The 23,926-nt window shown below is 42.6% G+C and carries 27 protein-coding genes; 18 read left to right on the top strand and 9 right to left on the bottom strand.

Annotation, left to right across the window (positions count from 1 at the left end; all coding sequences use genetic code 11):
* Positions 1-588: 588 nt before the first annotated feature.
* The 7 genes from LC605_RS20035 to LC605_RS20005 form a co-directional block, all read right to left on the bottom strand.
* Positions 589-735, bottom strand: coding sequence for a hypothetical protein (locus LC605_RS20035; protein WP_229549270.1), 147 nt, complete (start codon positions 733-735; stop codon positions 589-591).
* A gap of 517 nt (positions 736-1,252) precedes the next feature.
* Positions 1,253-3,838 carry a calcium-binding protein gene (locus LC605_RS20030; RefSeq protein ID WP_267868605.1) on the bottom strand — a complete coding sequence of 862 codons (2,586 nt, stop codon included), beginning with the start codon at positions 3,836-3,838 and terminating at the stop codon, positions 1,253-1,255.
* On the bottom strand, positions 3,810-3,944 hold the full coding sequence (locus LC605_RS33045; RefSeq protein WP_267868604.1) for a hypothetical protein: 135 nt from the start codon (positions 3,942-3,944) through the stop codon (positions 3,810-3,812). The genes LC605_RS20030 and LC605_RS33045 overlap by 29 nt, the downstream gene beginning before the upstream one ends.
* Before the next feature lie 906 nt (positions 3,945-4,850).
* Positions 4,851-5,042 (bottom strand): hypothetical protein, encoded by a 192-nt coding sequence (locus tag LC605_RS20020; protein ID WP_229549269.1) that lies wholly within the window; start codon positions 5,040-5,042, stop codon positions 4,851-4,853.
* 46 nt (positions 5,043-5,088) lie between these two features.
* Positions 5,089-5,292, bottom strand: a complete 204-nt coding sequence (locus LC605_RS20015) for a hypothetical protein (RefSeq protein ID WP_229549268.1) — start codon at positions 5,290-5,292, stop codon at positions 5,089-5,091.
* Between the two features lie 368 nt (positions 5,293-5,660).
* Positions 5,661-6,242 carry a hypothetical protein gene (locus LC605_RS20010; protein WP_229549267.1) on the bottom strand — a complete coding sequence of 194 codons (582 nt, stop codon included), beginning with the start codon at positions 6,240-6,242 and terminating at the stop codon, positions 5,661-5,663.
* Positions 6,243-6,344: 102 nt separating this feature from the next.
* A complete protein-coding gene (locus LC605_RS20005) occupies positions 6,345-6,581 on the bottom strand; it encodes a helix-turn-helix transcriptional regulator (RefSeq protein ID WP_229549266.1) in 237 nt (78 codons plus the stop codon).
* A 172-nt stretch (positions 6,582-6,753) separates the two neighbouring features.
* On the opposite strand from LC605_RS20005, the gene LC605_RS20000 reads away from it, so the two are divergent.
* The 12 genes from LC605_RS20000 (at position 6,754) to LC605_RS19945 (ending at position 16,943) form a co-directional block, all read left to right on the top strand.
* The gene (locus LC605_RS20000; RefSeq protein WP_229549265.1) at positions 6,754-7,530 is read left to right on the top strand and encodes a hypothetical protein; all 777 of its coding nucleotides are present in this window, start codon (positions 6,754-6,756) and stop codon (positions 7,528-7,530) included.
* A gap of 131 nt (positions 7,531-7,661) precedes the next feature.
* Positions 7,662-7,988 carry a hypothetical protein gene (locus LC605_RS19995; protein WP_229549264.1) on the top strand — a complete coding sequence of 109 codons (327 nt, stop codon included), beginning with the start codon at positions 7,662-7,664 and terminating at the stop codon, positions 7,986-7,988.
* Complete coding sequence (locus tag LC605_RS19990) at positions 7,981-8,184, top strand: hypothetical protein (RefSeq protein WP_229549263.1); 204 nt, start codon at positions 7,981-7,983, stop codon at positions 8,182-8,184. Before LC605_RS19995 ends, LC605_RS19990 begins: the two co-directional genes overlap by 8 nt.
* A 15-nt stretch (positions 8,185-8,199) precedes the next feature.
* A complete protein-coding gene (locus LC605_RS19985; RefSeq protein ID WP_229549262.1) occupies positions 8,200-8,589 on the top strand; it encodes a hypothetical protein in 390 nt (129 codons plus the stop codon).
* Positions 8,590-8,633: 44 nt separating this feature from the next.
* On the top strand, positions 8,634-9,452 hold the full coding sequence (locus LC605_RS19980; RefSeq protein WP_229549261.1) for a hypothetical protein: 819 nt from the start codon (positions 8,634-8,636) through the stop codon (positions 9,450-9,452).
* A 67-nt stretch (positions 9,453-9,519) separates the two neighbouring features.
* Positions 9,520-9,729 (top strand): hypothetical protein, encoded by a 210-nt coding sequence (locus tag LC605_RS19975; protein ID WP_229549260.1) that lies wholly within the window; start codon positions 9,520-9,522, stop codon positions 9,727-9,729.
* Between the two features lie 14 nt (positions 9,730-9,743).
* Positions 9,744-10,025, top strand: coding sequence for a helix-turn-helix domain-containing protein (locus tag LC605_RS19970; RefSeq protein ID WP_229549259.1), 282 nt, complete (start codon positions 9,744-9,746; stop codon positions 10,023-10,025).
* Positions 10,022-11,068, top strand: a complete 1,047-nt coding sequence (locus LC605_RS19965; RefSeq protein WP_229549258.1) for a DNA cytosine methyltransferase — start codon at positions 10,022-10,024, stop codon at positions 11,066-11,068. The genes LC605_RS19970 and LC605_RS19965 overlap by 4 nt, the downstream gene beginning before the upstream one ends.
* Positions 11,065-11,523: a DUF1392 domain-containing protein gene (locus tag LC605_RS19960; RefSeq protein ID WP_229549257.1), complete on the top strand. Its 459-nt coding sequence runs from the start codon at positions 11,065-11,067 to the stop codon at positions 11,521-11,523. Before LC605_RS19965 ends, LC605_RS19960 begins: the two co-directional genes overlap by 4 nt.
* Positions 11,524-11,550: 27 nt before the next feature.
* On the top strand, positions 11,551-12,312 hold the full coding sequence (locus tag LC605_RS19955) for a hypothetical protein (protein WP_229549256.1): 762 nt from the start codon (positions 11,551-11,553) through the stop codon (positions 12,310-12,312).
* A 45-nt stretch (positions 12,313-12,357) separates the two neighbouring features.
* A complete protein-coding gene (locus LC605_RS19950) occupies positions 12,358-12,954 on the top strand; it encodes an alpha-ketoglutarate-dependent dioxygenase AlkB (RefSeq protein ID WP_229549255.1) in 597 nt (198 codons plus the stop codon).
* A gap of 218 nt (positions 12,955-13,172) precedes the next feature.
* Positions 13,173-16,943 (top strand): plasmid replication protein, CyRepA1 family, encoded by a 3,771-nt coding sequence (locus tag LC605_RS19945; protein ID WP_229549254.1) that lies wholly within the window; start codon positions 13,173-13,175, stop codon positions 16,941-16,943.
* 341 nt (positions 16,944-17,284) lie between these two features.
* On the opposite strand, the gene LC605_RS19940 is transcribed toward LC605_RS19945, so the two are convergent.
* Positions 17,285-18,001 (bottom strand): DUF2786 domain-containing protein, encoded by a 717-nt coding sequence (locus LC605_RS19940; RefSeq protein WP_229549253.1) that lies wholly within the window; start codon positions 17,999-18,001, stop codon positions 17,285-17,287.
* Between the two features lie 719 nt (positions 18,002-18,720).
* Between LC605_RS19940 and LC605_RS19935 the strand changes: the two genes are divergently transcribed.
* The 5 genes from LC605_RS19935 to LC605_RS19915 all read left to right on the top strand — a co-directional run bounded on the left by LC605_RS19935 (position 18,721) and on the right by LC605_RS19915 (position 22,053).
* Positions 18,721-19,374: a hypothetical protein gene (locus LC605_RS19935; protein ID WP_229549252.1), complete on the top strand. Its 654-nt coding sequence runs from the start codon at positions 18,721-18,723 to the stop codon at positions 19,372-19,374.
* Between the two features lie 27 nt (positions 19,375-19,401).
* Positions 19,402-20,256, top strand: a complete 855-nt coding sequence (locus tag LC605_RS19930; protein WP_229549251.1) for a hypothetical protein — start codon at positions 19,402-19,404, stop codon at positions 20,254-20,256.
* A gap of 4 nt (positions 20,257-20,260) precedes the next feature.
* On the top strand, positions 20,261-20,944 hold the full coding sequence (locus LC605_RS19925) for a hypothetical protein (protein ID WP_229549250.1): 684 nt from the start codon (positions 20,261-20,263) through the stop codon (positions 20,942-20,944).
* 67 nt (positions 20,945-21,011) lie between these two features.
* Complete coding sequence (locus LC605_RS19920; protein ID WP_229549249.1) at positions 21,012-21,386, top strand: four helix bundle protein; 375 nt, start codon at positions 21,012-21,014, stop codon at positions 21,384-21,386.
* Positions 21,387-21,447: 61 nt separating this feature from the next.
* Positions 21,448-22,053: a DUF6753 family protein gene (locus LC605_RS19915; protein ID WP_229549248.1), complete on the top strand. Its 606-nt coding sequence runs from the start codon at positions 21,448-21,450 to the stop codon at positions 22,051-22,053.
* A 1-nt stretch (position 22,054) separates the two neighbouring features.
* Here LC605_RS19915 and LC605_RS19910 read toward each other — a convergent pair whose 3' ends face one another.
* Entirely contained in the window at positions 22,055-22,717 is a 663-nt protein-coding gene (locus tag LC605_RS19910; RefSeq protein ID WP_229549247.1) for a response regulator transcription factor, read from the bottom strand.
* 175 nt (positions 22,718-22,892) lie between these two features.
* On the opposite strand from LC605_RS19910, the gene LC605_RS19905 reads away from it, so the two are divergent.
* Positions 22,893-23,135: a hypothetical protein gene (locus LC605_RS19905; RefSeq protein ID WP_229549246.1), complete on the top strand. Its 243-nt coding sequence runs from the start codon at positions 22,893-22,895 to the stop codon at positions 23,133-23,135.
* Positions 23,136-23,926: the final 791 nt, after the last annotated feature.

Here is a 23,926-nt window from a genome sequence, read left to right as displayed (position 1 = left end):
TTTCTTAGGCTTTAGGCGTTTAACTCAGTTGGACTCAGTTTGAAAAATAACTGGGGTAATTTATGATGCGTAGATTGTAAGTTCGCGTAAATCAAACGCGAACACTTCTTTTTTGTCCAAAGTCCAAACTTTTCACGGGATGTGGAAAAGGAGGAATGGTTCCCCATATTCATCTCGGCAAAATAATATAGTTATCTCAATCACCAACTATGTGTTCTTGATCACAGACATCTTTTGTTTGCCAACACTGCTAATTTAAACTTTATCTAGAAGGTGGGTTTCCAGATGGAGCCTAGAAACCTGATTCTTTCGTGCAAGGATAGCGATCGCGTACTTTTTAACGAACTTTTGGGGTTTAAGTCAAGAGCCTAATGAAGGCAGCGCCTGAAAGTGTCGGGGTCTAAATAAGAGTCACTTTCTCGGAAAAAGCCAATGGGCGAAAAAGCGAATTGGTTTAACCAAGCAGTTCTGCAATCTCTGCGCCAATATCGGGGCGTGAGTATCAATGGATACTGTTGGCGAATATAATACTTAGTTGTATCTTGAGGTATTACGTAAGCTCAAACCTTCAATCTGTCGTTACGGCTTTTAGTTGTAACACTTTTGTTTATGCGTTTGTAACACTTTCGCCAACAGCATCCATTGATACTCACGCCCCACTAACTGCTGCACTAATGGTAAATCTTCCACTGGAATTTTAGCGATCGCTCCACCCCCGTGATCTTTTGGAGTCACTTGTCCTGTATTCTCATAGAGACGAATTAAGAGTACTCCAAGTAAAAAAATGCCCCGATGAAAGGGGCAATTGATGTGGTTGATGTTCTGACTTGAACTTTATAAGATGATTCTGTTTCAGTATAATCGGCTTTCCGCACTTCATCGTGTAATACGCGTATATTTCCAAAACCTGTTTGATGATGGTTAAAACAACAACATAAATTAACAATAGAATTCAATATTAATACTTAATAATTTGAACATTATTAGGAATTTTTATTGAAAATAGAGATAATACATTTTGAAGTGCGGAATGTGGGGTATAAGATTTCTGTATATCTGCCCTAAGTTGCAATTGATTGAGTTAATGCTATGGCGATCGCTGACTCTTCAAAATCGCTTCACAAAAACTCAATCAATCTACTGATTTTCACTACGAAGAGCGTACGCTCAAATTGATAATCGTTGTACTGTAATACGAGGTGCTATTTTAAGCACCTCACAATCAGTGTCGCTTCAGTGATGGTGCGCTAATTCAAATTACAACAACCACAAAATTCTTTTCGGTTAGGGATAATCCAGTAGTAACTAAAGCAAATTGTACCTGAGCATACTCAGACGCACTGCCATCACTGTCAAAGAACAGTCCACCCGTAGCGCTGTTGTAGATAAATCGCTCGGCGCTAGTGGTTGCAGATGTTCCGATGGTAAACTGAGTCGCTGAAAGTGAACCGATTGATAACCCGCCACCAAAATCAGCAGCTGATACCTGAATCAGTTCATTAGTGGCGTTGAAATCATAAATAGTATCAATTCCTTGATCGTAACCATAACCGAACGCAAAGGTATCAGTACCAGAACCTCCAATTAGGCTATCATTACCATATCCTCCATACAGGTTATCGTTGCCATTGCCACCTGTCAGGGTATCATTGCCCAGGCCCCCAGAGAGCGTATCGTTACCATTGCCACCTGTCAGGGTATCATTGCCCAGGCCCCCAGAGAGCGTATCGTTACCATTGTTCCCCACAATTAAATCATCGTAGTCTGTACCTGAGATATTGAATCGTTCGATATTTTTGTAGCTAACCTGATACTTTGCGCCGGCTGTAATGGAGCCAATATTAGTAGTAGCATTGAAAGTCGTTGTCATTCCCTCATTAGGGCCAGTCCTATAGAAGCCATAGTCATTAACGTAATTAACTGCCAATAAATCGTCACCTACACCCCCATCGATGGTATCATTGCCACCATCGCTCTCTGGTCGGAAGCTTACATCGTAAAAACCGCCCACATAGATGGTATCATTGCCATTGCTCCCCACAATTAAGTCATCAAAAGCAGTATCATAGATATTTAATCGTTCGATATTTTTGTAGCGAACCAGATTAGTGCCCTGTGTAATTACTCCAATGTTAGTAGTAACATCGATTGTCGTTATAATCCCCTCTGTAGAAGAGCTATAATCGACTCTTAACAAATCGTTACCTTTACCTCCATCGATGGTATCATTACCACCATCGGCCCCAGAGAGCGTATCATTGCCATTGCTCCCCACAATATAGTCATCGTATTCTGTACCATTAATATCTAATCGTTCGATATTTTTGTAGCGAACCAGATTAGTGCCCTGTGTAATTACTCCAATGTTAGTAGTAACATCGATTGTCGTTATAATCCTCTCTGTAGAAGAGCTATAATCGACTCTTAACAAATCGTCACCCTTACCTCCATCGATGGTATCATTGCCACGATCGCCAGTGGAGATGTTAAGAAAATCATTTCCCGCACCACCAGAGAGCAGGTTATCACCGGTTGTATCCTCAGCATTCAATGTATCGTTACCAGCGCCTCCAGAGAGCAGGTTATCACCGGTTGTATCCTCAGCATTCAATGTATCGTTACCAGCGCCTCCAGAGAGGGTATTATTGCCTGCTGCACGAGAGTCCCTCTCTTCGTATACTACGCTGCCCTGGTCACGGTAGTATTCGCCAGAAATGTCAAGAAAATCATTGCCATCACCGCCGTACAGCAGATTATTGCCATAACTACCCCCAGCACTCAATGTATCGTCACCAGCGCCCCCGTTGAGGCTGTTATTGCCTCTTGATATACTATTATACGAATCGCCTAAATATGCAAAGTAGTATTCGCCAGAAATGTCAAGATAATCATTACCAGCGCCACCAGAGAGCGCATCGTCATCGTAACCACCGTAACCACCTGTGAGGATATCATTACCAGCGCCACCAGAGAGCGTATCGTCACCGTAACCACCTGTGAGGATATCATTACCAGCGCCACCAGAGAGGAAGTTATTGCTTAATGAAGCGTCAACATACACGTCAACATACACGTCAACATACAAGCGATCGTCACCAATACCACCCTTGAGGGAGTCATTCCCGGTATAACCCCTCAATGTATCGTTACCAGCACCACCAATGAGGGTATCATTCCCCACGCTACCTCTCAGTATGTCGTTGCCACTTTTGCCATCGATTTTGTCATTACCCCCCTGACCATTGATCACATCATTGGAGTTATCAAAGCCGCTAACATTATTGTTCAACTCGTTAAGGAAGGTGACTGTGTTTTTTCTGAAGATAGTGGTTTGGATGGAGTCGGCATTGAAGACATCAAAGCTCTTGGTGATGCTAGTCTGGTTATCAAACTCTATATTACCTAAGCCGAAAGTGCCTCCTGTAGTTAAGCTTGGGTTATTTAGGTTTTGCAGAGCAAAGTTTTGCAAGATGACTTTGAGAGTACTCCCCTTTTCAAAGGTGATTTCTAGATTATTGGCATTCTGGGCCAGCAGCAGATTTTGGACAGTCAAGCCATTGCTCTGGAATATTAGGGTGTCCACTTCGGCAATAACTGCTGCTGTGGAGTTTGTTCCTTCAGCGATTCGACCGAAATCGGTGATAGTATCAGTCTTGTGGTTGGAGTAGTTGTTGTAGTCATCTTTGTAAACAAATTTATCATTGTCACCGCCACCTGTAAGGGTATCTTTGCCCCCCGAAGCAATGATGGTATCATTGCCTGCTTTTCCGTTAATGTTCTCCCAGGTGTTAGTGCCTTTTAAAGTATCGTTACCGTTGGTTCCAGTGATGTTTGCCATAATTTTTATCTAGCTGAATCGATTTTTTCTGTAACTTCAGTTCTGAAAATGCTGTTTGTGCTGTTTTTGGAAATAACCCGCCGAAATTTTTTGAGCTTTTCGGCATACTTTATACTTCACCATTGAGGATCAGTAATGTTTCTCGAAGAGGTTGTTTGAAAAGGTCTCAAGTTGTATAAAAATCCTCCCTAACCCACGCCAGTCGCTCCACTTGGGGTCTCCCCTAAGAAAGGGGGGAACCGGAGTCAACAGTTATCAGTTATCAGTTATCAGTTATCAGTTAATTTTTCCGTTGGGAGTTAGACCCGGATTTCTCAAACTGGCGTGTTTCAGTCGGGGTCAAATCCCCGCCCTGTTCACTGTTCACTGTTCACTGATTTAAAGTCCCCCAATTTATCGGGGGACTTTGAGAAAGCTAAGACTTTTTATACCGGCAAAAGGACTTTTTAAACATCCTCTAAGACTCTGCTTAAGGGACTGACAACAAATAAATTATCCAATCTTGTAGGCTGCGCATCTTGGCTATATACAAAGGCGGGCTTTTCGACCCACCCCACAATCAGTAGTTGAGTATTTTTTTATTTGCAAGTCCTTAAGACTTGGCTTGTACGTAGCAACTATAGTTGACTCTTGAGCGGGAAAAAGATTTTGATACCCTCCTTGTGAGCTATTTCCCGTAGGTGTGTAGTTTGAAAATAGAGAATGTTTCAACATTTGGACAATATACTACATGGCTAATATACTACTAAGATGTGTATGTTAAATAGGTATCTTTACAAATTCTTCAGATTCTTTCGCAAAAATGTCTCTAAAAATACGGAATTTTATGTATGATTTCTAGTTTTTTAGTAGCTGGGGTAGTGTTACCGAAAGTGTCGCTAGGGGCAAAGTAATCAATAAAGTACCAAGTCAAAAAAGTCGACGCAAAACCACCAGATGCAACGTAAATTTAAGTATTCTATTGACGTTCTTACCGCACTTCTAGGGCGGTGAGAACGTCAAACAACAACGATTATTTTTTAAACTCCAGCAAACGTCTGAGAATTTGTTGAACTCTCCTTAGATATTGTGGGTGTTGCCCACTCATCGATACAGGAAAGCAATAAACACCTCCATTTGCTGCAATTTGGGCGCGAGTTGCAATTGCAGAGGCTTTACAATCGGCAACGAAGACAAACTTTTTGTGCCCAATGACTTTCGCCATTTTTTGCCAAGTGGGAAAATATAACGGGTCATCGGCTCCATTACCTTCAAGGGTGGCGCTGGTCTGACTGCGTAATTATATATGTTAATAACAATACACTCAATTTTCCGTAGCTCAATCCTTTGTGGTTTCCGTGTGGTGGAGTGAGTTTTTGGTCAATACATTTGGCTATTTCCATCTGTTTCAGCCATTCCACGATCACAGGAATATCATCAATTCGCTCAGAATGTATTTCCACTGTTTCCACCATACCCGCACCTGAATCATTCAGATGCTTCCTAGACTACCTTGATTACTGACGCATAATCCCGTTGGGTTAGAAAATACCCCGCAAGGCTTTTCCCTCAAGGCATTAATTCCTCTCTCCCTTCAAAAATGAGCGAACGTACAGCTCACGGTGCAACTGAACTCATTTACTTGGCTGACAATCCCCCAACACCCACCCTTGCCTCTGAGTTCCGGGTTGTCTTTGACTACGATTTGGCACACTTCGCCGATTTGGTAGGTATTCAATACTTGTCGGTTAAGGGGAAAAGGGGAAGGGGGAAGGGGAAAGAAAAAACCTTTAACCTTTACCCTTTAACCTTTTCCCCAAACCCAATGCCGAGTTAAAAATGCTTAACCGAGCAGTATTGGGTAGGTATTGGGTACTCTCGTGCGTTCCATGATCCTTTGCACCACATCTTTCACAATTCTACCAGTCGGCACTTTCCCCCCAGCAAGTTCGACTGCTCTTAGCCACACTTGTTGCTGTTGTTGGGGTTCAAGCTTTGTCATGGGTCGGACTTGGCGCTCATTAGTGGGCAAAACTTGATCCAATGGATCACATTTTTCAAGTAAATTATCAAAAACAATAGCTGCGTCCATCAAAAGGTAAGGCTGTCGGCGGCTGTAACCAAAGCGATCGTGGCAATATTCTTCAAACGTTTTATGCGTCGAACGGTATAGCCTCCTGTCCCTCAATTCTGCCAACGCCTTTCCCGCCTCAAAAACTGCTCTTTCCACACGGCGCTCTAGATGCTGGCGATCGCGTTGTTCTTCTGAGCTTAACTCTTCAACCTCAACAGCACTAACCGTAATCGTTGCTGAACCTGGGTCTTTTTGCTGGGAGATATCCTCAAGGTCTTGGTCGTCTGGTGGTGTGCTGTCCCTGGATGTGGCAGAGGTGGATTTTTTGCGCTTAGAGGATGGTTTAGCCATAATTCCACCTCTTTTAGCTCAGTGGCATTTGCTCAAAGTCGTTTGTGTTGCGATTACGCAAGTGACAGCAAAGATAAAAGATTGATTCGGGTGTAATTATACTCACACTTGCCTACCTTCGATATCATCTTCTTCCCAGATGATTTCGATTAAATCATCTAGTTTTCTTAACCCAAAGTACTTACACAGCGTCGTGACCGTGTGGTTATCTATGCGGTCAAAATGGCTACGGTAAAGCTTCCCTACAGTGGTGGGACTAAGCCCTGTTTGTGCTGCTAGGGTTTTTTGGTCTAATCCTCTGGACTTCATCAACTCTGGTAGTTTTGTTCGCAATTTCATGCCCTTAATACTACCATCATATGATAACAGGAATTTGCGATACTATTTAGCTGTTGACGCGATACTAGCTTCATGTTATTATAGAATAACAAAAGACGACCGCCCCAGTCTCGCAAACCAAGCGATCGCCCTTTGTGAAAACCTAACCCCTGCCGAGGCAGGAATATCAATTATGACACATCGAACCTACACACACCTTGCCCTTCGACGCTACAACCTCCCGCGCCTGAAAACAATCGCTGCCGAATTAGGCGTAACACCCACCGGAGACAAAAGAGGTAGTGAAACGTGGATAAACGCAATCATCGCTCACCAGTCCGCCCACCCTGAGAAATTCATCACCCCTGCAAAGGTACCACTGACACCCATCGAAATCTCGTTCTACGACCACGAATACTATGCCGGGGATAAGTTGATCGCCGCAATCCATTACGACGACGACCTAACGCGACCTTGGGTGGTGATGGTGAACAACAAGGAAGTCCACCGTGCTTCTACGAACATACTTTGTCATCATTACATCTGCTCACACTACAAAGACGGCACACTACCAGTACAAGAAGAGGCAGGGGGGCAGGGCGCAGGGTGCAAGGGGGAAAGATTCTCTCCCATGCACCCCGCTCCCTGCTCCTTGTCCTCTTCCCCTACTGAGAACGCAATCATGGCGGAGATTTTAAACGAGTGCGAGAAATACGGCTTTGAAATCCTCCACGATGGGATTTACAACAACGAGATGAAACTGGGCGAAGTCGGATTCAGTGGCGGTACTTGGTGGGTAGTGGGTGCAGCAGAGCAGGAGCGCGTCCTTTGCCAGTCTGCGCTTGTTGCTGTGTGGCGGTTAGCAGTGGCACAAACCCCACGCCATACAGAATTGTTAAATCGCCCATTTGAGATGTTAACCCCGAAGAATGGCAGTATTTACGGGAGTATAAACGAGTTTTTGAACTAGTAGTGGCGTAATTCTTGGGCTTCGCCTGGGAAAAGGTTAAAGGGGAACGGTTAAAGGGAAATTTCTTCATTCCCTTCCCCTTTACCCTTTACCCCTTACTCCGATTATTTCCCTTCATTGCAATTAAATCAATGCAACCCACAATTACGATACCCAAACATTGGGAATATCCCCGCTTTGCTTTGAATCAACGCACACAACAGGGCATCATTCTGGGCCTTCAGTACTACCCAAACGGTACTGAATTAGCCGAACAATTTGGTCATGGGTGGCGCTATGCGCTGATGCATCGAAAAAATTCTGACGAATTATTCCACTTTGAAGAGAATCAAATTCAAACGCTCTCTCCGCAGGAATTAGTCTCACAAATCACCGCAGAGATTGAGTTTTATCAGTACCAAACAGCAATTCTTCAACAACAGTTAGCCGCAATGACTGGAGGTTTCACAAATGCCTAAAGGAGGAAACAGCAACTTTGACCGTAGAGCCAATCATTTACTACGTTTACTTCAACTTTGTGGTGGTTGCGTTCCATTGCACTCTCTTCAATTCCAAGTCTCAAACTCAGTTATTCAAACACTGCTGGATAGAGAAGTGGTGCAAGTACAAAACACTGGATGCGGCTTTTTGTTGGAGATTGCAGAGGATTGTTAATCCTATAGAAAAATCATGAAACTTTACACTAAAACCATTCCACAAACTTTACCCGATTGGGCAACCACCGTTACAAAGAGTGCAGGTTTATTTGAGATTGAAATTAACGATGAACATCCTAGTTTTCAATCTCTACTTAAAGAGTTAACCACAGAAATTGAACCAGGAACCATCGGTGTAAAAGCCAGAGATTTATGTTCCAGACTCGGCTTTGAAATGTCTAACCCCAATCTCAGCCAATTACTTGAAATTGCCCAAACCCTGATATCCCTTATTGCTTGGCATCAAGACTACAAGCAATTGCTGGACGAGGGATATAGCCCTGATTTAAACATTGCTGATGCCCAAACTGCGCTTACTTATTTGCAATGGGAAATAGACCGGAATCGGCAAGATTCTGTTTAGAAAACAGATGACAGTACAAACCACTAATTATCACACCAAAAAACATGACTACTGAAATCAAACTAGGTTTATGCCAACCCCCTGAACCGATTTATCTCTACGTCAAAAACGGCGAGTTAAGTGGTGAATCTTACTTATGGTATCACTACAACATCGATAAGGATAAAACGATTCCTGTTTTAGAAAGAGGGCTGACTGGTTACATATCAGAACTGAGATTAACAGCGAAAGAATTTAAAGGCAAGGACAACATTAAGTTAGACATTGTTGTCAGAGCCGATGAAATCTACATTGTGAGAACTGGCATAGAAACCAACTTTTCTAAAACATTCCTCTTAGCTGCATCCCAAATTCCAGATTTTGATAAACCGCTAATCATTTCTGTTGCTGCTGGGGAAGAAAACGTAGTGTTTTGTCGGCTTTATGATGCAGTAACTAAAGTCCGACTTCGTAGGGAGTGGGATAAAGATGCTGATTGGGCAAGCATCATTCATGACATTCAAGTCCGTTTGGGTAGCACTTCATCTACACCAAAACTTAGCGTAGTTCCACAACCAGTACACACACTTGACATACGAGTAAAACAGATTCGCACTTTGCTTGATTATCCACTTGATTTAATCAAAGAATGGTTGGAATTTCAAAATGTTAGTAATCCCAGTCAGCTAGATATCAGCAAGATTGATGAACTGATAAAAACAATGTGTTTGGCTTGGGCATCAGACAAGTGTGAATCTCCCAAGGATGCTGAATCTTCTTATAAAAAGCAGGTGATTGATGCAGTGACGAATGGTGCTGATGAGTTAACAGCAATCAGCGCATGGATGCAACAGGTGCAAGCGGTGAAAACTGGGGCAGTGTAATTCAGTTGTCAGGATTCAGAAGAAGTTTTATTTCTGAATCCTGAATTAATCACAGAGGAATTAAACCATGAAAGTCATAGTCACAGTAGTAGATAAAATCATCAGTGAAGCACAGATAACTATTCCTGATGGGCTGTCAGATTTGGCAATTAAGCAGCACATTACAGACCTCTATAACAGTGGTGAGATGCTGATTGATTTGAAGATTGCTCAGGTGGACTTTGAATCAGTCAGCGCTCGAATTGTCCAAGAACATTCTACTAAACCTGCATCTTAAGGGGAGGTAATCAGATGCATACAAAATGGACTGAACAAGAGCTAAAAATTATTGAGGTGAAAGCTGAAATCTACACTATAAAACAAATAGCTCAAGTTCTTCGATTGAATTTCTCAACTGTTACCAGATGGGTAAAAAGAGGATGGTTGAAAGCTACAAGACGCTCTGCTAAACATTACCAAATTCGGAGATGGCATCTTAAACAATTTCTTGAGCATCCACCACAATCAATTAAAAAACGTATTACCTCTCTTGATCCAGAAGCCATTAATTATTTATTGGGGAGAAAAGCATGACAGAACAAATCACTCCCTTTAAAACTCAAAAAGTCCTTGACCTCTGCTCTGGTATTGGCGGCTTCACCCTCGGTCATATAATTACTGGCGGTTTTGAAACGGTGGCTTTTTGCGAGATTAATCAATACTGCCAACAAGTTCTACATCTGCGATTCCCACAAATTCCAATTATCTCGGACATTCATGATATTACAGTTGAGTCTTTGGCAAGAGTCGGAGTTACAGAAGTTGACGGCATCATCGCCGGACTCCCCTGCCCTCCCTTTAGCCTTGCGGGGAAACGTCAAGCATCATTTGATGAACGCAACCTCTTCGGGGAATTCAAAAGAATCCTTTGCGAGATTCGACCGCACTGGGCAATTGTGGAAAACGTTCCCGGACTCATCACTGCTGAATCGGGTGGATTTTTCCGTTCGGTACTCTGGGAGTTTGCCCAGATGGGGTTCGATGTCGAGTGGGGAATTGTTTCAGCTTCCCAAGTGGGGGCTGTCCACAAGCGAGAAAGAGTTTGGCTCATTGCTACCAACTCCCAAAGCGACCGATGGGATACATCCTGGAGTCACTACGAGAAAGCCGGGACAGACGTTGCACCTATCGGCGGCGGTGATGCTACCCACGCCAATTGCTGGCGACTGGAAAAGCGGCAGCCCCTACCAATTGAACAAACAGCGTCCGCCCAATCTCAAGGATGTAGCCGCCGGATTGGATACAGCCACTTCTCGCGCCCTCAACCCTCATTTAGTGGAGGCAATGATGGGTTTCCCGCTCTTCTGGACAGATGTTTGCTTACACACACAGAGATTGATAGCTGGCTCACCGCAGCCACAATCCCCACTTTCAATCGGCTCAGTCGTGGCGAGATTGCAGCACTTCCGCTCTATTGCCAAGAAGAATATCGCCAACTCTATGCAGAATACCAAAGCATCAGAAGACAACACAAACAACAGTTGATGGCTCTGGGCAATGCCATTGTCCCTCAATGCGCTGCACTAGTTTTTGAACGACTGAAAATAATTTTATCTCAACAAGAGGAAAACTCATGATTGACAACATTAACGCGCTTAAAACCAGTTGGTATCTTTCTCCTCCTTGGGGGAAAACAATTCCACCAGTTGAAGTCAATTTACTAGAAAGAGTCTACCTCCGAACCACGAGAACATTCGGTTACTGCTGCGGTGTTCAATGGAAACACGAATGTTGGATTTATTCAGTTGATTGTCGTAATGAAATTGTTCACACCACACAACATCAAATCATTGGGACTGGAGAATTAGTAACTCTGCCCGTGCCAAAACCGGCTTTTGTTTTGGGACAAAAAGTAATCCTATGTTCTCACGGCAATGACGCAAAACAACGTCTCATTTTGGGAATAGCTCTGGTGAATAATTCTTGGTTTTACCTTGTTGAATTGGTGTCGCCAACCTTAACTCAATCACCGATTATATGGAATCGTTTCTCGCTGGTCGGTGAAAAAAGCTTGGTGCGGATATTGAAATAATTCTCTCTAATAACAGAACTGAAAATTATGTCCCAAATTCAAATCGCCGAAATTATCGAACAAATCTCTCAAGAGATTGAAGTGGATTCTAATGGTCACTCTTTTGCCAGCGTTAGAGCAACTGCAAGACTAGCTGGGGTTGATGATGAATCGATCAGAAAAGCTTTGAAATCAAGCGCCGACCTAGCACCATCAAAATTAGCCAAAGAACTTATCCTACAAGGCTTTGAAGCCGCCGACCTAACGCGATGGAGAACCGTCGGAATCCCAGATAAAGGAATTGCAATCATCTTAGAATATTACGCTTACAATGCAGGGCGATACTGCACACTTCAAGCCAGATTGGTATGCCGTTCATTCAACACTATCGGCATTCGGGCATGGATTCAAGATAAGTTGGGCTGGACTAAACCTGCCTCAAATAATGAAACTGCGATGACACAAATACAGTTACTCGCAGCTCTAGCTAAACACTTGGCAGAGCAAGAACAATATTTATTGGAGCAACAACAGCAGCAAACTGAAATCTTGGCAAGACTCAAAGCGGTTGAAGTTGAACAAGACAGAGTAAACACACCATGCGGTCATAAATACAGTGTTGTCGGTTTCGCCAATCTTCAAGGTTTGGAAATATCGGTAAAAGTTGCGAGTGCCAAAGGACGAAAGGCAAGTGCATTGTGCCGAAAACAAGGTATCGAAATAGAGCGCATTCATGATCCACGCTTTGGACGAGTCGGTTTGTATCCAGAAAGTGTGTTAATTGAGGTTTTCTCCACGGGTCAAAACTAACAGCAACTCCCAAGGCACACATTCAACACTTTTGTCGAAAATACCATGCAACAACTCAATTTATTCAATGAATCAGCACCAGTTTTACCTATCACTTATTACCCTGATTTCTTAAGTCAGGAACTTGCCAACTCGCTCTACCAACACTGTCTACAACTGGAGTGGCAACAGAATCAAATACGTATAGCGGGTAAAACAATGCCCGTCCCCCGCCTGGAGTGCCTGTACGGTGACAAAGGTTGTGACTATCTCTACTCCAATAGCGTGTTTTTGAAACCCCTGACTTGGACAGACAATCTGGCTAACTTGCGGGACAGAATCACTGCGCTAACTGGTTATAAGTTCCGTATCGTCATCGGCAATCAGTACCGCACAGGTATGGATTCTATCGGTTGGCACGCTGACACTGATTCTTCGATGGGACTATCCCCAGCGATCGCATCAGTAAGTCTGGGGTCATGTCGCAAGTTTCAAATCAAACCGAGAAATGGCAAAGCTACTGACTTTTGGCTCGAACACGGGAGTTTGTTGATTATGCACCCCGGCTGCCAGTCCACACATCTACACCAGCTTCCCAAGACCAATAAAGTCGTTAGCACACGTATTAATCTCACGTTTCGACCACACACAGGGGGCAGATGAGAAAGTTTTGGGTTAAAGGATTTTTTCACTCCTTTAACCCTGACAAAATACCTGCGCCTTTATGAAGAAGGGGAAGGAGGAAAGGGGAAATGGGCGAAATAATCCAAATTTTATGAGTCAGGTAAAAACCGAGTGAAATTATGGGCGACCTGTTCATCTCTTTCCCCTCTTTTTTATAGCAATTCGATTCAAATTCAGTCACTAATCGGAGTTAAATCATGGGAGAATCAAAACGTCGGCGCTTACTAGATGCCAATTACGGCAAATCTAGACAACCCTATACTCGTCAAAAAATCACTTGGGAAATTCTCAACAAGCAAACTGTTGCATCTGTTTTTGATTTGATCATTGACGATCACGAATTGACAAAACATCATCTAATTTCGCCTGCGCTATCAGACCCAAGTGATGCAGCTGATGTGATCAACATAATTGATGCACTTGAAAAGTCAGAGCTTGGGGCAGTTCTTCCCAAAAGCTCTCTACCCCTTACCGAAGAGGCGGAGGGGCAAGGGGGCTCTTCGCGGGGGGAGCAAGCTCTGCCCTGGAGGCGTGGAATGAAGGGGGGAACATGGGTATCAAGCCCCGTGCTTCCAGGACGCTCTGGATTGGACGGAGCTTGTACTCCGACCAATCCTCCCCCCTGCTCCCTGCTCCCTACTCCCCTGCCTCCGGCAGTTACCCCAATTCCTTTTATTTCCCCCAGCGTTGCGCCTCGTACCAATCAAAATCCCAATAGTCAGTTAGAACAAAGGCATTGGCATGAATGGGTTATCAATTCTGGCGTTGACCCCATACTTACCGAGCTAAATGTCCGCTCTCTAAGTGGGGATGAAATATACGAGTACCTGCTCTATGCCCTACCCCACACCGCTCGACGAAACGATGGGCGATTACGTGACGGGTACTTACAACGATATGCTCACATCAACAGTGCATGGTGGGCTAGTGGACTTGACCCTCATAACGATTGGCTTGCGATGGAGTGGGGAAGAATGAAACCCGACAACCCACGACTCGAATGGGATAAAAAAACCCAAGAGCAAACCCAAAAACCAGTTAAGTACGAGTCCCCGCCGAAAACCCCCAACCGCGTTACCTACCTGAGAGTTCCCCTCCATATCTGGAAGTTGGTGTCCCTCCGCTACGACGTGCCGATGCCAGAACTAATCACCGTTACCCAAGAAGGTGAAGCTTTAGGGTTCTGGGCTTGGGTAATGGCACACCCGGAAATCCCTATAATCCTTACAGAGGGCGAGAAGAAGGGAGGTTGCTTGCTGACTCTTGGCTATGTAGCGATCGCTCTGCCTGGAATCTGGAACGGTCGGGTTGGCAGTGAAAACTTAGAACGACTCCATCCCGATTTAGTCCCAATCGCACAAAAGGATCGCAAATTCGTTATCCTTTTTGATTACGAAACAAAACCTAAAACCAAACACCAGATTTTTCAAGCTACACGTCGTACTGCTGCAACAATCATACAGCTTGGTGGAGAGTGCGAAGTAGCTCTACTCCCTGGCCCCGAAAAAGGAATTGACGATTGGGTTGTGGCACTGGGTAAGAAAGCCGAGAAAGCAGTGTCCACCATGATTGCTGATGCTTTAACCATAAACGAGTACCAGCAAAGATTTTTCGTCAATCGCGCTAGGGGACTACGTAAATACAAACCCAATGTCATAGTTAATACTCGCTATCTTTCCACAGTCATCCGCTCACTGCCTCAATCTGGGTTAGTCGGTTTGGCTTCTGATATGGGGACTGGCAAGACTGAAATTTTGGCAATCATCAGAAGAGATAACCCAGACTTGAGCTTTTTGAACAACGGGCATCGGGTTACTTTGCTGAAGAACCTCAGCGATCGCCTACAAACTGCCATGTACTCAGCTATCTCTTGCGGCGACTGGGCTAGAGCAAAAGCTCTCAGCATCACGGTAGACTCACTGTATAAAATGGCGAATGATTTACAGGCTTATGACATTTTATTTATAGACGAAGCTTGCCAGTATCTCGCGCACTTGCTCAAATCGAAGACCTGCAAGGAACATAGAGGGGCTATCCTCGAAGTACTGGAATACTTGGTTTACAATGCCAAGCTGGTTGTGTTGGCAGATGCTCACCTCGATGATTTGACTATCGAGTTCTTCACCTCGATGCGTCCTGTTGGTGAAAAACCTTTCATCATCAAAAACCAATATCGTTCGGGTGGTCGTCAGGTTTTTTGGTACGAGGGACGAAACAGCAGCGCATTGGTAGCCGAGTTTCACGCTCAGTTGATGCTGGGTAAAAAGTTGATGATGGTCAGCGATAGCAAGCGGTTTATCAAGAAATTAGAACGCGCTTTGAATGGTGGGACACCAATAGATAACGCTGATGATACACCGGAATCAGAAGAAGACCGCAAGTTACGGGTGTGGGCTATTCACTCGGAAAATAGCGGCTCTGAGGAGAATGTCATCTTTATCAGGGAGATTAACACTGCTATTCTTGATATCGACGTTTTTTTAATTACTCCCAGTCTCGCTACAGGGGTTGACATTTCCAGCTATCATTTTGATGCAGTATTCGGTGTGTTTCATGCTGTAAGTCAATCAGCTACAGAATGCGCCCAGCAATTATGGCGGTATCGTCCAAATGTCCCCATGCACGTTTGGGTTGCACCGCGCCCTCCCTTTGGTTATGCCGAAACTAATGCACGACGGATTAAGGAGAAAATTCTTCAAAAAAATGAGATGACTGCTTTTCTGATTCGCATTGACCGCGAGACGGGCAGACGTGGTGCAGAGAAGGACTGGGCATTAGATGCGAGTTGTCAAATTGAAGCACAGCGCAACTGGTCGATTAATAATCTTCGTTCTGATCTGCGATCGCTGTTGGAGGAGATGGGCAATAGGATTGTTTCTGCCGGAGATGGTGCTGATGAGGGAGCCTCGCGGTGGATGAAGGCTGCGGGGATTGCCATTGATGAGGAACATTTTTGCAAGGTGGCGAATGCTAAAGATATTGACCGGAGGACTTACAACGCTAGGCAGCATCAGGATTACCTGAAACCCGAAGAAGTTTTGGAGTGTGAAAAGTTTCGCATTCTGGACACTTACGGGATGCCTGTTACCCCAGAATTGGTGGAGAAAGATGACGGTGGGAAGCTGATACGCAAGATTGTCGCACTTGAAGCTATATTGGCAACGCCTGGGGAAATGATCACCGATGACCTTATTGCACCGCCGCCTGTTGTAGCCCAGCGAGATAAATCAGAGCGTGAACGTTTGAGCATCTGCACTGACTGGAGTAATCATTCCACGTCTTGGCTGATGCGTCATCGGCTGGGACTCAGGGCGGTGTTGATCGATTTGATGGCTGGGGTTGAGATTAAAGGCGACGAGGCGATGATTCAGGCTTTGGCTGACTTCTCTAAACGCAATGCCTCTCACGTTAAAGGCATTCTCAATCTGACCATCCCGCTATCGGAGTCTCCGATGTGGATTTTGGGACAGTATCTGGAGCAACTGGGTTTATCTACTGAGTCGCGCCGACCACTCGAAGATGGTCAACGGGTTCGGTATTATCGGCTCAATACGGAGGATGTCGAGTTTGCTCAGAAGGTATTGGAGTATCGGCAGAAAGGGAGGGAGGAGAGGGAAAAGAAACGCCAGCAGGAACAAGAACTCCAAGCGGCTCATGCAGCTAGAATGCAGTCTCAGTATGGGATTAACCCGCCGTCCACACCCCCCCTTAATAAAGATGGAAGTAATAATTGGGGGGGTATGGACACAGAGGCATCACTCAGTGATTCTTGGTGGGAACGGGTTAAATATTATGCTCAGTTAGCGATTGAACGTCTAGAGAATGGGGTTGATGCTGTAAAAGAACTACTCAGTACACTGACGATTGATGAGCGTTGTGGGGTGATGCTGGAGTTTGAAGACGCAAGCCCTGACAAATTTGCTCAACTGGTGGCAGATGCCCCACAGTGGACTGAATGGATGGCTTAAACCAATTCGCAATACTTCGGCTTCGCTCAGTACAAGTTCGCTTTTTCGCCCATGACCATTTAATGAAATTCACGCATTCAAAATTCTGTTAGGAATAATAAGAATAATAATGAAATTGATTAACAAAGTTTGGGGGTTTAATTCCCCAGCAATATAGGCAGCACGTGAAAGTGTCGGGGTTAAATCCCCGTTACTTTCACGTAATTGCGTTAGCGAGTCCGCGTTCGCTTTTAGCGTCTCGTAGAGAGCGTCATTGCGAATGGGCGAAAAAGCGAATTGGTTTAAGAGTTAAGAGTTCCCTTTTTTTGTAAATTATTGTTAGGAGCATGTTTTCGTCCGAATCAACCGGGGAAATAGTACTGTTGACTACTATTAACTTGGCGATCAAGAGAAACAGAGTCAGCTGCCGATACACCAGAAAAATATCCGTCAAGTGAACTAATTGATGGTTTAGCGAAACTTTTAAGTTTCATTTTCTTGAGATATGCTTCTAGCTCAGATTCCAGTTTCGAGTAGAGCGCTCGCACGATGATTGCAGGTACTGCAACCGATTCACTATTTCCAGCAATCCCTTCATTTTTCTGTTGTTCACGATTTTCAATAATTCTACTAATAAGTCTATTGGCGGCACCTAACTTAAAGGCATTTTTAAAAGCGCGGTCGCCTTGAGTTTTGCAAGCTAATCGTGTAATAGTTTGTTCAAGATATTCAAACTGAATACGGGTAGAGATTATATTCACCTTTCGCCCTAAGATAATCATTTTAGATCCGTTACGGGAGCGCCTTGTAAAAGCAGAGCAGTAATTCCCCCAACAGACACCCGTTAGTAAAATAAATTTCCAGGATATCAGGCGTTTGAATTGGCTAATTACTTCTTCTTCTACGGGTTGAGGTGTCGAATCGTGGAGTGATGCTATCGATAAATTATGCCGGGTTAGCATCTCCTGAGCTTTAGCAGCAGCGGCGCTTGCTTCCATCTCGTTGGGGGATTGACTGAGTGCGAACAGTTTTTTAATTTTGTCAGCGATTTTGTCTAGCTCTTGTACCTGCGTCTGCATTGGGTTTTTAAGATACTTGGTAAAGTAAGAGACTTCTTACAAGTGGTAGATTTGAAAAAGCAATCTTCGCCCCGACTCAAACTGTGATAACTGATAACTGGTAACTGATAACTGATTTAAGTAGGTGGGCGAGAACTCAACACTCAGTATCATCATCCTTTAATGAGTCGCTAAACACAATTATGATGTATGGGAATTGAATTTCGGGAACCATTGGTTCAAATTTTATCAGCACTGCTCCCGAGCGCCATCGGCTCACGTTGCTCATTTCACGATTCTAAAATTAATTTTCGGGAACCATTGGTTCTTTTTTATGAAGCTAACAAGGGCAACGCCGCGTAAGTCTTTGCAGCCGACGGGGAAATCATGCTGGCAGAAAAAGGATATCTGGCTGACTATAGTTCCATTGGATGCTTTTAGCTTTGTGGTATTTTCGTTAAATACGGAACTTAAAACGATAAGTTAACGGCACTCTGCGATCGCTTGTTGCATAAATAGCATCATCGCTTGTTGCATAAATAGCATCATCGCTTGTTGCATAAATAGCATCATCGCTTGTTGCATAAATAGCATCACCGTACCAAAGCATAACAATGATAAAAAATCAAGAGACGAAAGTACGGATTATTTTCGTACTTTTATCGATTCCTTTGGAATTGCTGTTTGTGAGATAGTGAAAGCGAATTGCGAATTGATATATCGCTCTCCCTAGCAGAAAAATGGTAGAAGTGTGGCAATTTTGGGAATTTGAGCATGACTCGCACAATATTGTGCGAGTCATAGATGCTCCAAGTGGATTAGAGTTATTTGCTGTTGATGTATTCCAAATAATTGCCCCAATGCTGAACGATGAAAAAGTAACATTGATAAATGCTCCCACCAATCAGCGATTTGTAACTATTAACTGCTCAATAGTTACAGTTAACACTTTGAACGCTCTTGCTATTCATTCCTTGAGCGGGATAGTGAAAGCTGATGTAATTAGGCGATTTATGCAATGGGTGAGAAGCAATATAGCGCCCATTTTTAGAAAAGATATAAATCCCGAATACTTCTTTAACCAAATTAATTTTTATAGACAACAGTTAATCGGGCATTACCTATATTTAAAATCTCAGTCACCTTGGGAAGTAGAAAGAGAAAATATTGAGTTATACTTTCAATTATTTGGGGGACTTTCGGATGTATTGCTCGTCCAAAAAATGGAGATATATAGCGATTTAAAAAAATCCCATAATCCTGATTGGATGACAATTATCAAACAAGGGTTGATGATCCAAGCTTTCAACTCTATTGCTACTAAAAAAGCAATTTTTGGGAATCTGCAATATTTAGTATTGTACTTCCAAATCCTGGAATCAAACCACTGGTAAAGATTAATCATGAGGCGAAGGAAAAAGATGACAGATCCCATCACCACTACTGAAGATCCAAATAAAGAAGAATTAAATGAGCAAGTAATTCCTCAAGTATACTCGCACAGATTAGTCATAGTAACCGGAGATAAAGGGGGTGTAGGTAAGTCTACTTTTGCAAGGGGACTTGTGCAAACATATCTAGATGCCCAACAAAGATTCATAGGTTTTGATGCAGACAGTTCCAATTCTCAACTACTAAGATTCTACGGGCAATATTGCCATATAGAACCACTTGATATTTTTAGAAATGGAAAGATAGATCAGTTTTTTGACAGATTGAAAAAAATGATTAATCCAGATGCAGATGAATATGGTGACATCCCGCCACCAGAATCTTTATTTTTACTGGAATTGCCACCACAATCTCGGCGAATCTTGCAGAAATTTCTCATGGAAATGAATTTTCTAGAAACAGCCGAGAAAGATTATGATATACGCGTCACAATGGTGGTAGTTATTAGCCGTGTTATGGATTCTATCAATCAGCTAATAGACTTACATAATTTTTGCGGGAATCAGGCAGATTACGTGGTAGTAAAGAATTTATTTTTTGGAGAAACAGATGAATTTACCCGATATGAAAAATCCACAGAAGTCAAAGAAATTAAGGAGAAATTGGCATCCCAAAAAATTCCCTACATTGAGATCACAATGCCAGAGTTAATATCACACGCTTATGACTATTTAGATGAAAATAGTATAACTTTTAAGCAAGGGATAGAGCAAAGGGATTTACCTTCTGTAAAAGGGCGAGTCACAAGTTGGTTACGAACTTTTAAAGAAGAGATTAAACCAGTAAAAGTGTTACTAGGCTTAAATGGTGTCGAACTCTCCTAAGCGGATGATAATCACTGTAGGTGACTCTCGTGTAGGCAAGTCTACAGTCACTAAACTATTAATTGATTTGTTCCAATACCAAGTCAAGAGAATCAAAGTGTATAACCATGATAATCGCCAGAGATTAAAGGCTTATGAAAGAGTCGTAAAAATTGAAACTCTAGATTTTTTTAGGGATGATACCGATAAAATGTTAAATAACTTCAACGATGATCAGCTTGATATCATTCTGGTTGATATGCCAGGACAGTACATAGATAAAACTTGCCAGTACATTGTCCAATCCGACTTATTTGACCTCTTAAGAGAGTATGAATGGAAGTTAACTTTCCTCCAACCCATTTCTCACAGAAAAGACTGTGTTAATTCTCTGGACAAGTTAATTAAATTTGCCACTAATAATGCTAATTATGTAGTTGCAAAGAATCATTACTTTGATACCAGATTTTCCGAGTATCAAGAATCAATTCAAACTAAGTTTCATCAGATTGGAGGTACTGAGATAGAATTATCGGCGCTGCATCGTGACCATTATGAAGCATTAGAGAGAACAAGTAAACCATATTCTCTATGTTACACAGATACTTCGATTTATCTGGTCTATCGCTCTTATATCTACTACTGGATTAAAAATTTTAATAATTCAGTTTTAAGTAATAATACAGCTATTCAATATTTGGGTTTATGACTAGGGGTGTAAGGGTGTAAGTAAAATAGATACAGACTGAAATAGCGTACATACAGTATAAAAAAACATGAAAGAGTCACCAGTGCAATCATATCGTGATTTAAAAGTCTGGCAAGAAGCAATGAATCTTGCTGAAATTTGTTATAAAGCAACTAAATCATTTCCTAAAGAAGAAGTTTATGGGATAACTTCACAGATTCGGAGGTCTGCTGTATCTGTTGCCGCCAATATCGCGGAGGGATATGGTAGAAAAACTCCTGGAGAATATATTCAGTTCCTATATATAGCACAAGGTTCTCTTAAAGAATTAGGAACACATTTATTGTTAGCAATCAGGGTAGAGTTAGAGTCATCCCAAATACTTAATACTGTTCTCAATCAATGTGATTCGGTTGAAAAACTTTTACTACTTTTAATTCGCGCATTAGAAAACAAGAGGTAAATATGTACATCAATAATTATTTTTCCCCTACACCCCTACACCCCTACACCCCTAATTTCAGATGAAAACAGAAGAAGTGTTACAAGGATATTCTGACGCAGAACAAAAACGCATAGCTCAAATGTCCCATCAATTAGGAATTGCCCCAGATGACCCGATGTTTCAAATCATGGCAACCTTGGGAAGATACGAAGAAACGATGATTGACCTCCAAGCACGAATGGAGGCAATGATTGAAGCCTGGGCAGTAATGATTGACCAGAAGTTGGAATCCACAAGCAAAGCAGCTGTGTCGATGCACTATACAGTTGTGTCTAGTGCTGTACGCGATGAGATGAAAAATCTCAAACAACCAACCCTAAATACCTCACCAATTGGTAAGGATCAGTTGGGATTTTGGTCTGTATCAGCGATCTGCTCAGCGGTAATGGCCATCGGGGCACTTATAGGTTCCCTGACAACTTGGAATGTTGTCTCAAATTTGGGTGTCAGTCAATCAGTTGTAGTGTCAGCCAATGATATGAAGGTTTTGAAATGGGTAAAATCAAGTCAAGGAAAACAAATGTACCAGTTATTGTTAGACAACCAATCAGCGATCGCTGCCTGTGAACAAGAAAACCGGCTACAAGGATATTGCTTGATTCGGATAAAGAAAACTAATAAGTAGTTTATATTGCTCTCAAATTTTCTGATTCTAAGTAGCCGAGTTCTTTAGCCTTAAGAATAGCATTAACGCGACCTCTAACTCCTAACTTAGAAAAAACATTGCTGCTATGCCCCTTAACTGTACTGACTGTAACAAATAGTTGACCAGCTATCTCCTTATTAGATAAACCACAGGCAATTAAGTTGAGGATTTTAATTTCTGTAGGAGTAGGCAGTTCTCTGTACCTCTTGTCCAAAATTTTCTTGTTGTGACAAGTAAAGTTTTCAAAGACTCTTTTAGCAATCTCCGGGTCAATAAAAGAATTATTTCGATAAGTAGCGTTTATCGCTTGCTTAATTAATTCTAGATCCATCGTTTTGAGAATATAGGAATCAGCACCATTTTGCAGTGCCAAATTGACTATATCTTGGCTGGCGTGATAAGTAATCACAATGACTTTACTATTAGTCCGAGTCTTAATGTCATAAATGAGATCCAAGCCACTGATATCTGGCAAGCCGATATCAACTAAAGCAATATCAGGTTTAAAAAGCTCAACTAGCCTCATTCCTTCGGTTCCAGTGTCAGCTTCCCCGCACACTTCCATATCTTCATCTTGATTAATGACTGACTTAATTCCAAGCCGGAGGAGAGGTTCATCTTCAATAATTACTAATCGAATCATTGGAGTTACTTCGATTACAACATGATAAAATATTTATAGCATATTTACTTAACCAATAAAGAGTGAAATCATCATCATAATCTTTATTCAATCAATCTACTAATCAGGTGAGATTTTTGATAAAATCTGACCGCATTTATCGGTCGGATGGTAGTATATTATCAGAGATGACGAGATGCGCTATCTGTATAATCCGAAGCTATTGGACACAATTGAACTCATAGTTGAAATTTTGATAAGTGTTGCTTTATTGATTGCTGCAATCATCAAATTTGGCATTCCTGATCTAAATCAAGCAATGTTTTATATAGTTTTGGCAGTCATTATGTCACCCTTGTTAGGATTGCAAAGGGTTACAAAACGTTATCTTTTGGTTACTGGTTTTATCTTGGGAATCTTTGTAGGATATTTCAGGTAAGAGGAAAAGGAGAAAACCAATTCGCAATACTTCGGCTTACAAAGAAAGGGAACAGGGAACAGGGAACAGGGAACAGGGAAGAGAATGTGTCCTGTTCCCTAAAAACTAAAGTTGCAGGGTTATTGCCCAGTTTAAAAAGGGATGTTTTTCGAGTTTGCGTAGCACGTTCGCGTAGCGGACGCACCAGAAGAAAAACAGCGTCCAAGTTTTCAATCCCACCCCTTTTAAGGGTGGGTCTCCCTGTTGCCTGTTCCCCGTTAAGAGTTCCCTCTGAATTCGACTAGCAAGAGTACAAGTTCGCTTTTTCGCCCATTCGCAATTAAACCAAGCCAGACACAACGGCAGAGGGTTTTTACCTGCCTTGCTCCCGATGCAGATTATTTCTCTACGAGACGCTACCGCGAACGCGCCACAAGAGGCGAGGTTTTTACGAGTTGCCCGTTAAGAGTTCCCTTTTAACTTTTCCCTTTTTGATAAAACTGATTTCAACATTATATTGGTTTTCTTTAGAGATCAAATTAGTCAAAAGTACTGTTTTTTTCAGTACCTTGGTTTCTAGATTTTTTGTTTGGTATCTTGAATAATATGCGTATCGTTTCAGTCTAAGGAAATGCATACTTACCGCTACGATACTGAAAGCTTTGTGAATACAGCAGTACTGACTGGGAGCAATGCGATTTTGTGAGCTGACTCCAAAGGTCGTGCGATCGCCGATCATCAATGCTGAGTATATGCGTATCTTAAAATACTTAGAAAGTGAATATTTTCACTAGAATTCATCTTTTTGATAT

It is taken from the genome of Nostoc sp. CHAB 5836 (assembly GCF_020829445.1).
Classification (GTDB): domain Bacteria; phylum Cyanobacteriota; class Cyanobacteriia; order Cyanobacteriales; family Nostocaceae; genus Nostoc.
This window is presented reverse-complemented; position numbering and strand designations above follow the sequence as displayed.

What these genes read in the sequence shown, in the direction of transcription:
- LC605_RS19955 (WP_229549256.1), top strand. Translation starts at nt 11,551, where the DNA reads ATGTCCCAAATTCAAATCGCCGAAATTATCGAACAAATCTCTCAAGAG.
- LC605_RS19985 (WP_229549262.1), top strand. Translation starts at nt 8,200, where the DNA reads ATGAAACTTTACACTAAAACCATTCCACAAACTTTACCCGATTGGGCA.
- LC605_RS19980 (WP_229549261.1), top strand. Translation starts at nt 8,634, where the DNA reads ATGACTACTGAAATCAAACTAGGTTTATGCCAACCCCCTGAACCGATT.
- LC605_RS19950 (WP_229549255.1), top strand. Translation starts at nt 12,358, where the DNA reads ATGCAACAACTCAATTTATTCAATGAATCAGCACCAGTTTTACCTATC.
- LC605_RS19925 (WP_229549250.1), top strand. Translation starts at nt 20,261, where the DNA reads ATGATAATCACTGTAGGTGACTCTCGTGTAGGCAAGTCTACAGTCACT.
- LC605_RS20000 (WP_229549265.1), top strand. Translation starts at nt 6,754, where the DNA reads ATGACACATCGAACCTACACACACCTTGCCCTTCGACGCTACAACCTC.
- LC605_RS19905 (WP_229549246.1), top strand. Translation starts at nt 22,893, where the DNA reads ATGCGCTATCTGTATAATCCGAAGCTATTGGACACAATTGAACTCATA.
- LC605_RS19970 (WP_229549259.1), top strand. Translation starts at nt 9,744, where the DNA reads ATGCATACAAAATGGACTGAACAAGAGCTAAAAATTATTGAGGTGAAA.
- LC605_RS19920 (WP_229549249.1), top strand. Translation starts at nt 21,012, where the DNA reads ATGAAAGAGTCACCAGTGCAATCATATCGTGATTTAAAAGTCTGGCAA.
- LC605_RS20015 (WP_229549268.1), bottom strand. Translation starts at nt 5,292, where the DNA reads ATGGTGGAAACAGTGGAAATACATTCTGAGCGAATTGATGATATTCCT.
- LC605_RS20010 (WP_229549267.1), bottom strand. Translation starts at nt 6,242, where the DNA reads ATGGCTAAACCATCCTCTAAGCGCAAAAAATCCACCTCTGCCACATCC.
- LC605_RS19940 (WP_229549253.1), bottom strand. Translation starts at nt 18,001, where the DNA reads ATGCAGACGCAGGTACAAGAGCTAGACAAAATCGCTGACAAAATTAAA.
- LC605_RS20020 (WP_229549269.1), bottom strand. Translation starts at nt 5,042, where the DNA reads ATGGCGAAAGTCATTGGGCACAAAAAGTTTGTCTTCGTTGCCGATTGT.
- LC605_RS19995 (WP_229549264.1), top strand. Translation starts at nt 7,662, where the DNA reads ATGCAACCCACAATTACGATACCCAAACATTGGGAATATCCCCGCTTT.
- LC605_RS20030 (WP_267868605.1), bottom strand. Translation starts at nt 3,838, where the DNA reads ATGGCAAACATCACTGGAACCAACGGTAACGATACTTTAAAAGGCACT.
- LC605_RS19915 (WP_229549248.1), top strand. Translation starts at nt 21,448, where the DNA reads ATGAAAACAGAAGAAGTGTTACAAGGATATTCTGACGCAGAACAAAAA.
- LC605_RS19935 (WP_229549252.1), top strand. Translation starts at nt 18,721, where the DNA reads ATGGTAGAAGTGTGGCAATTTTGGGAATTTGAGCATGACTCGCACAAT.
- LC605_RS19910 (WP_229549247.1), bottom strand. Translation starts at nt 22,717, where the DNA reads ATGATTCGATTAGTAATTATTGAAGATGAACCTCTCCTCCGGCTTGGA.
- LC605_RS33045 (WP_267868604.1), bottom strand. Translation starts at nt 3,944, where the DNA reads ATGCCGAAAAGCTCAAAAAATTTCGGCGGGTTATTTCCAAAAACAGCA.
- LC605_RS19975 (WP_229549260.1), top strand. Translation starts at nt 9,520, where the DNA reads ATGAAAGTCATAGTCACAGTAGTAGATAAAATCATCAGTGAAGCACAG.
- LC605_RS19945 (WP_229549254.1), top strand. Translation starts at nt 13,173, where the DNA reads ATGGGAGAATCAAAACGTCGGCGCTTACTAGATGCCAATTACGGCAAA.
- LC605_RS19960 (WP_229549257.1), top strand. Translation starts at nt 11,065, where the DNA reads ATGATTGACAACATTAACGCGCTTAAAACCAGTTGGTATCTTTCTCCT.
- LC605_RS20005 (WP_229549266.1), bottom strand. Translation starts at nt 6,581, where the DNA reads ATGAAATTGCGAACAAAACTACCAGAGTTGATGAAGTCCAGAGGATTA.
- LC605_RS19965 (WP_229549258.1), top strand. Translation starts at nt 10,022, where the DNA reads ATGACAGAACAAATCACTCCCTTTAAAACTCAAAAAGTCCTTGACCTC.
- LC605_RS19990 (WP_229549263.1), top strand. Translation starts at nt 7,981, where the DNA reads ATGCCTAAAGGAGGAAACAGCAACTTTGACCGTAGAGCCAATCATTTA.
- LC605_RS19930 (WP_229549251.1), top strand. Translation starts at nt 19,402, where the DNA reads ATGACAGATCCCATCACCACTACTGAAGATCCAAATAAAGAAGAATTA.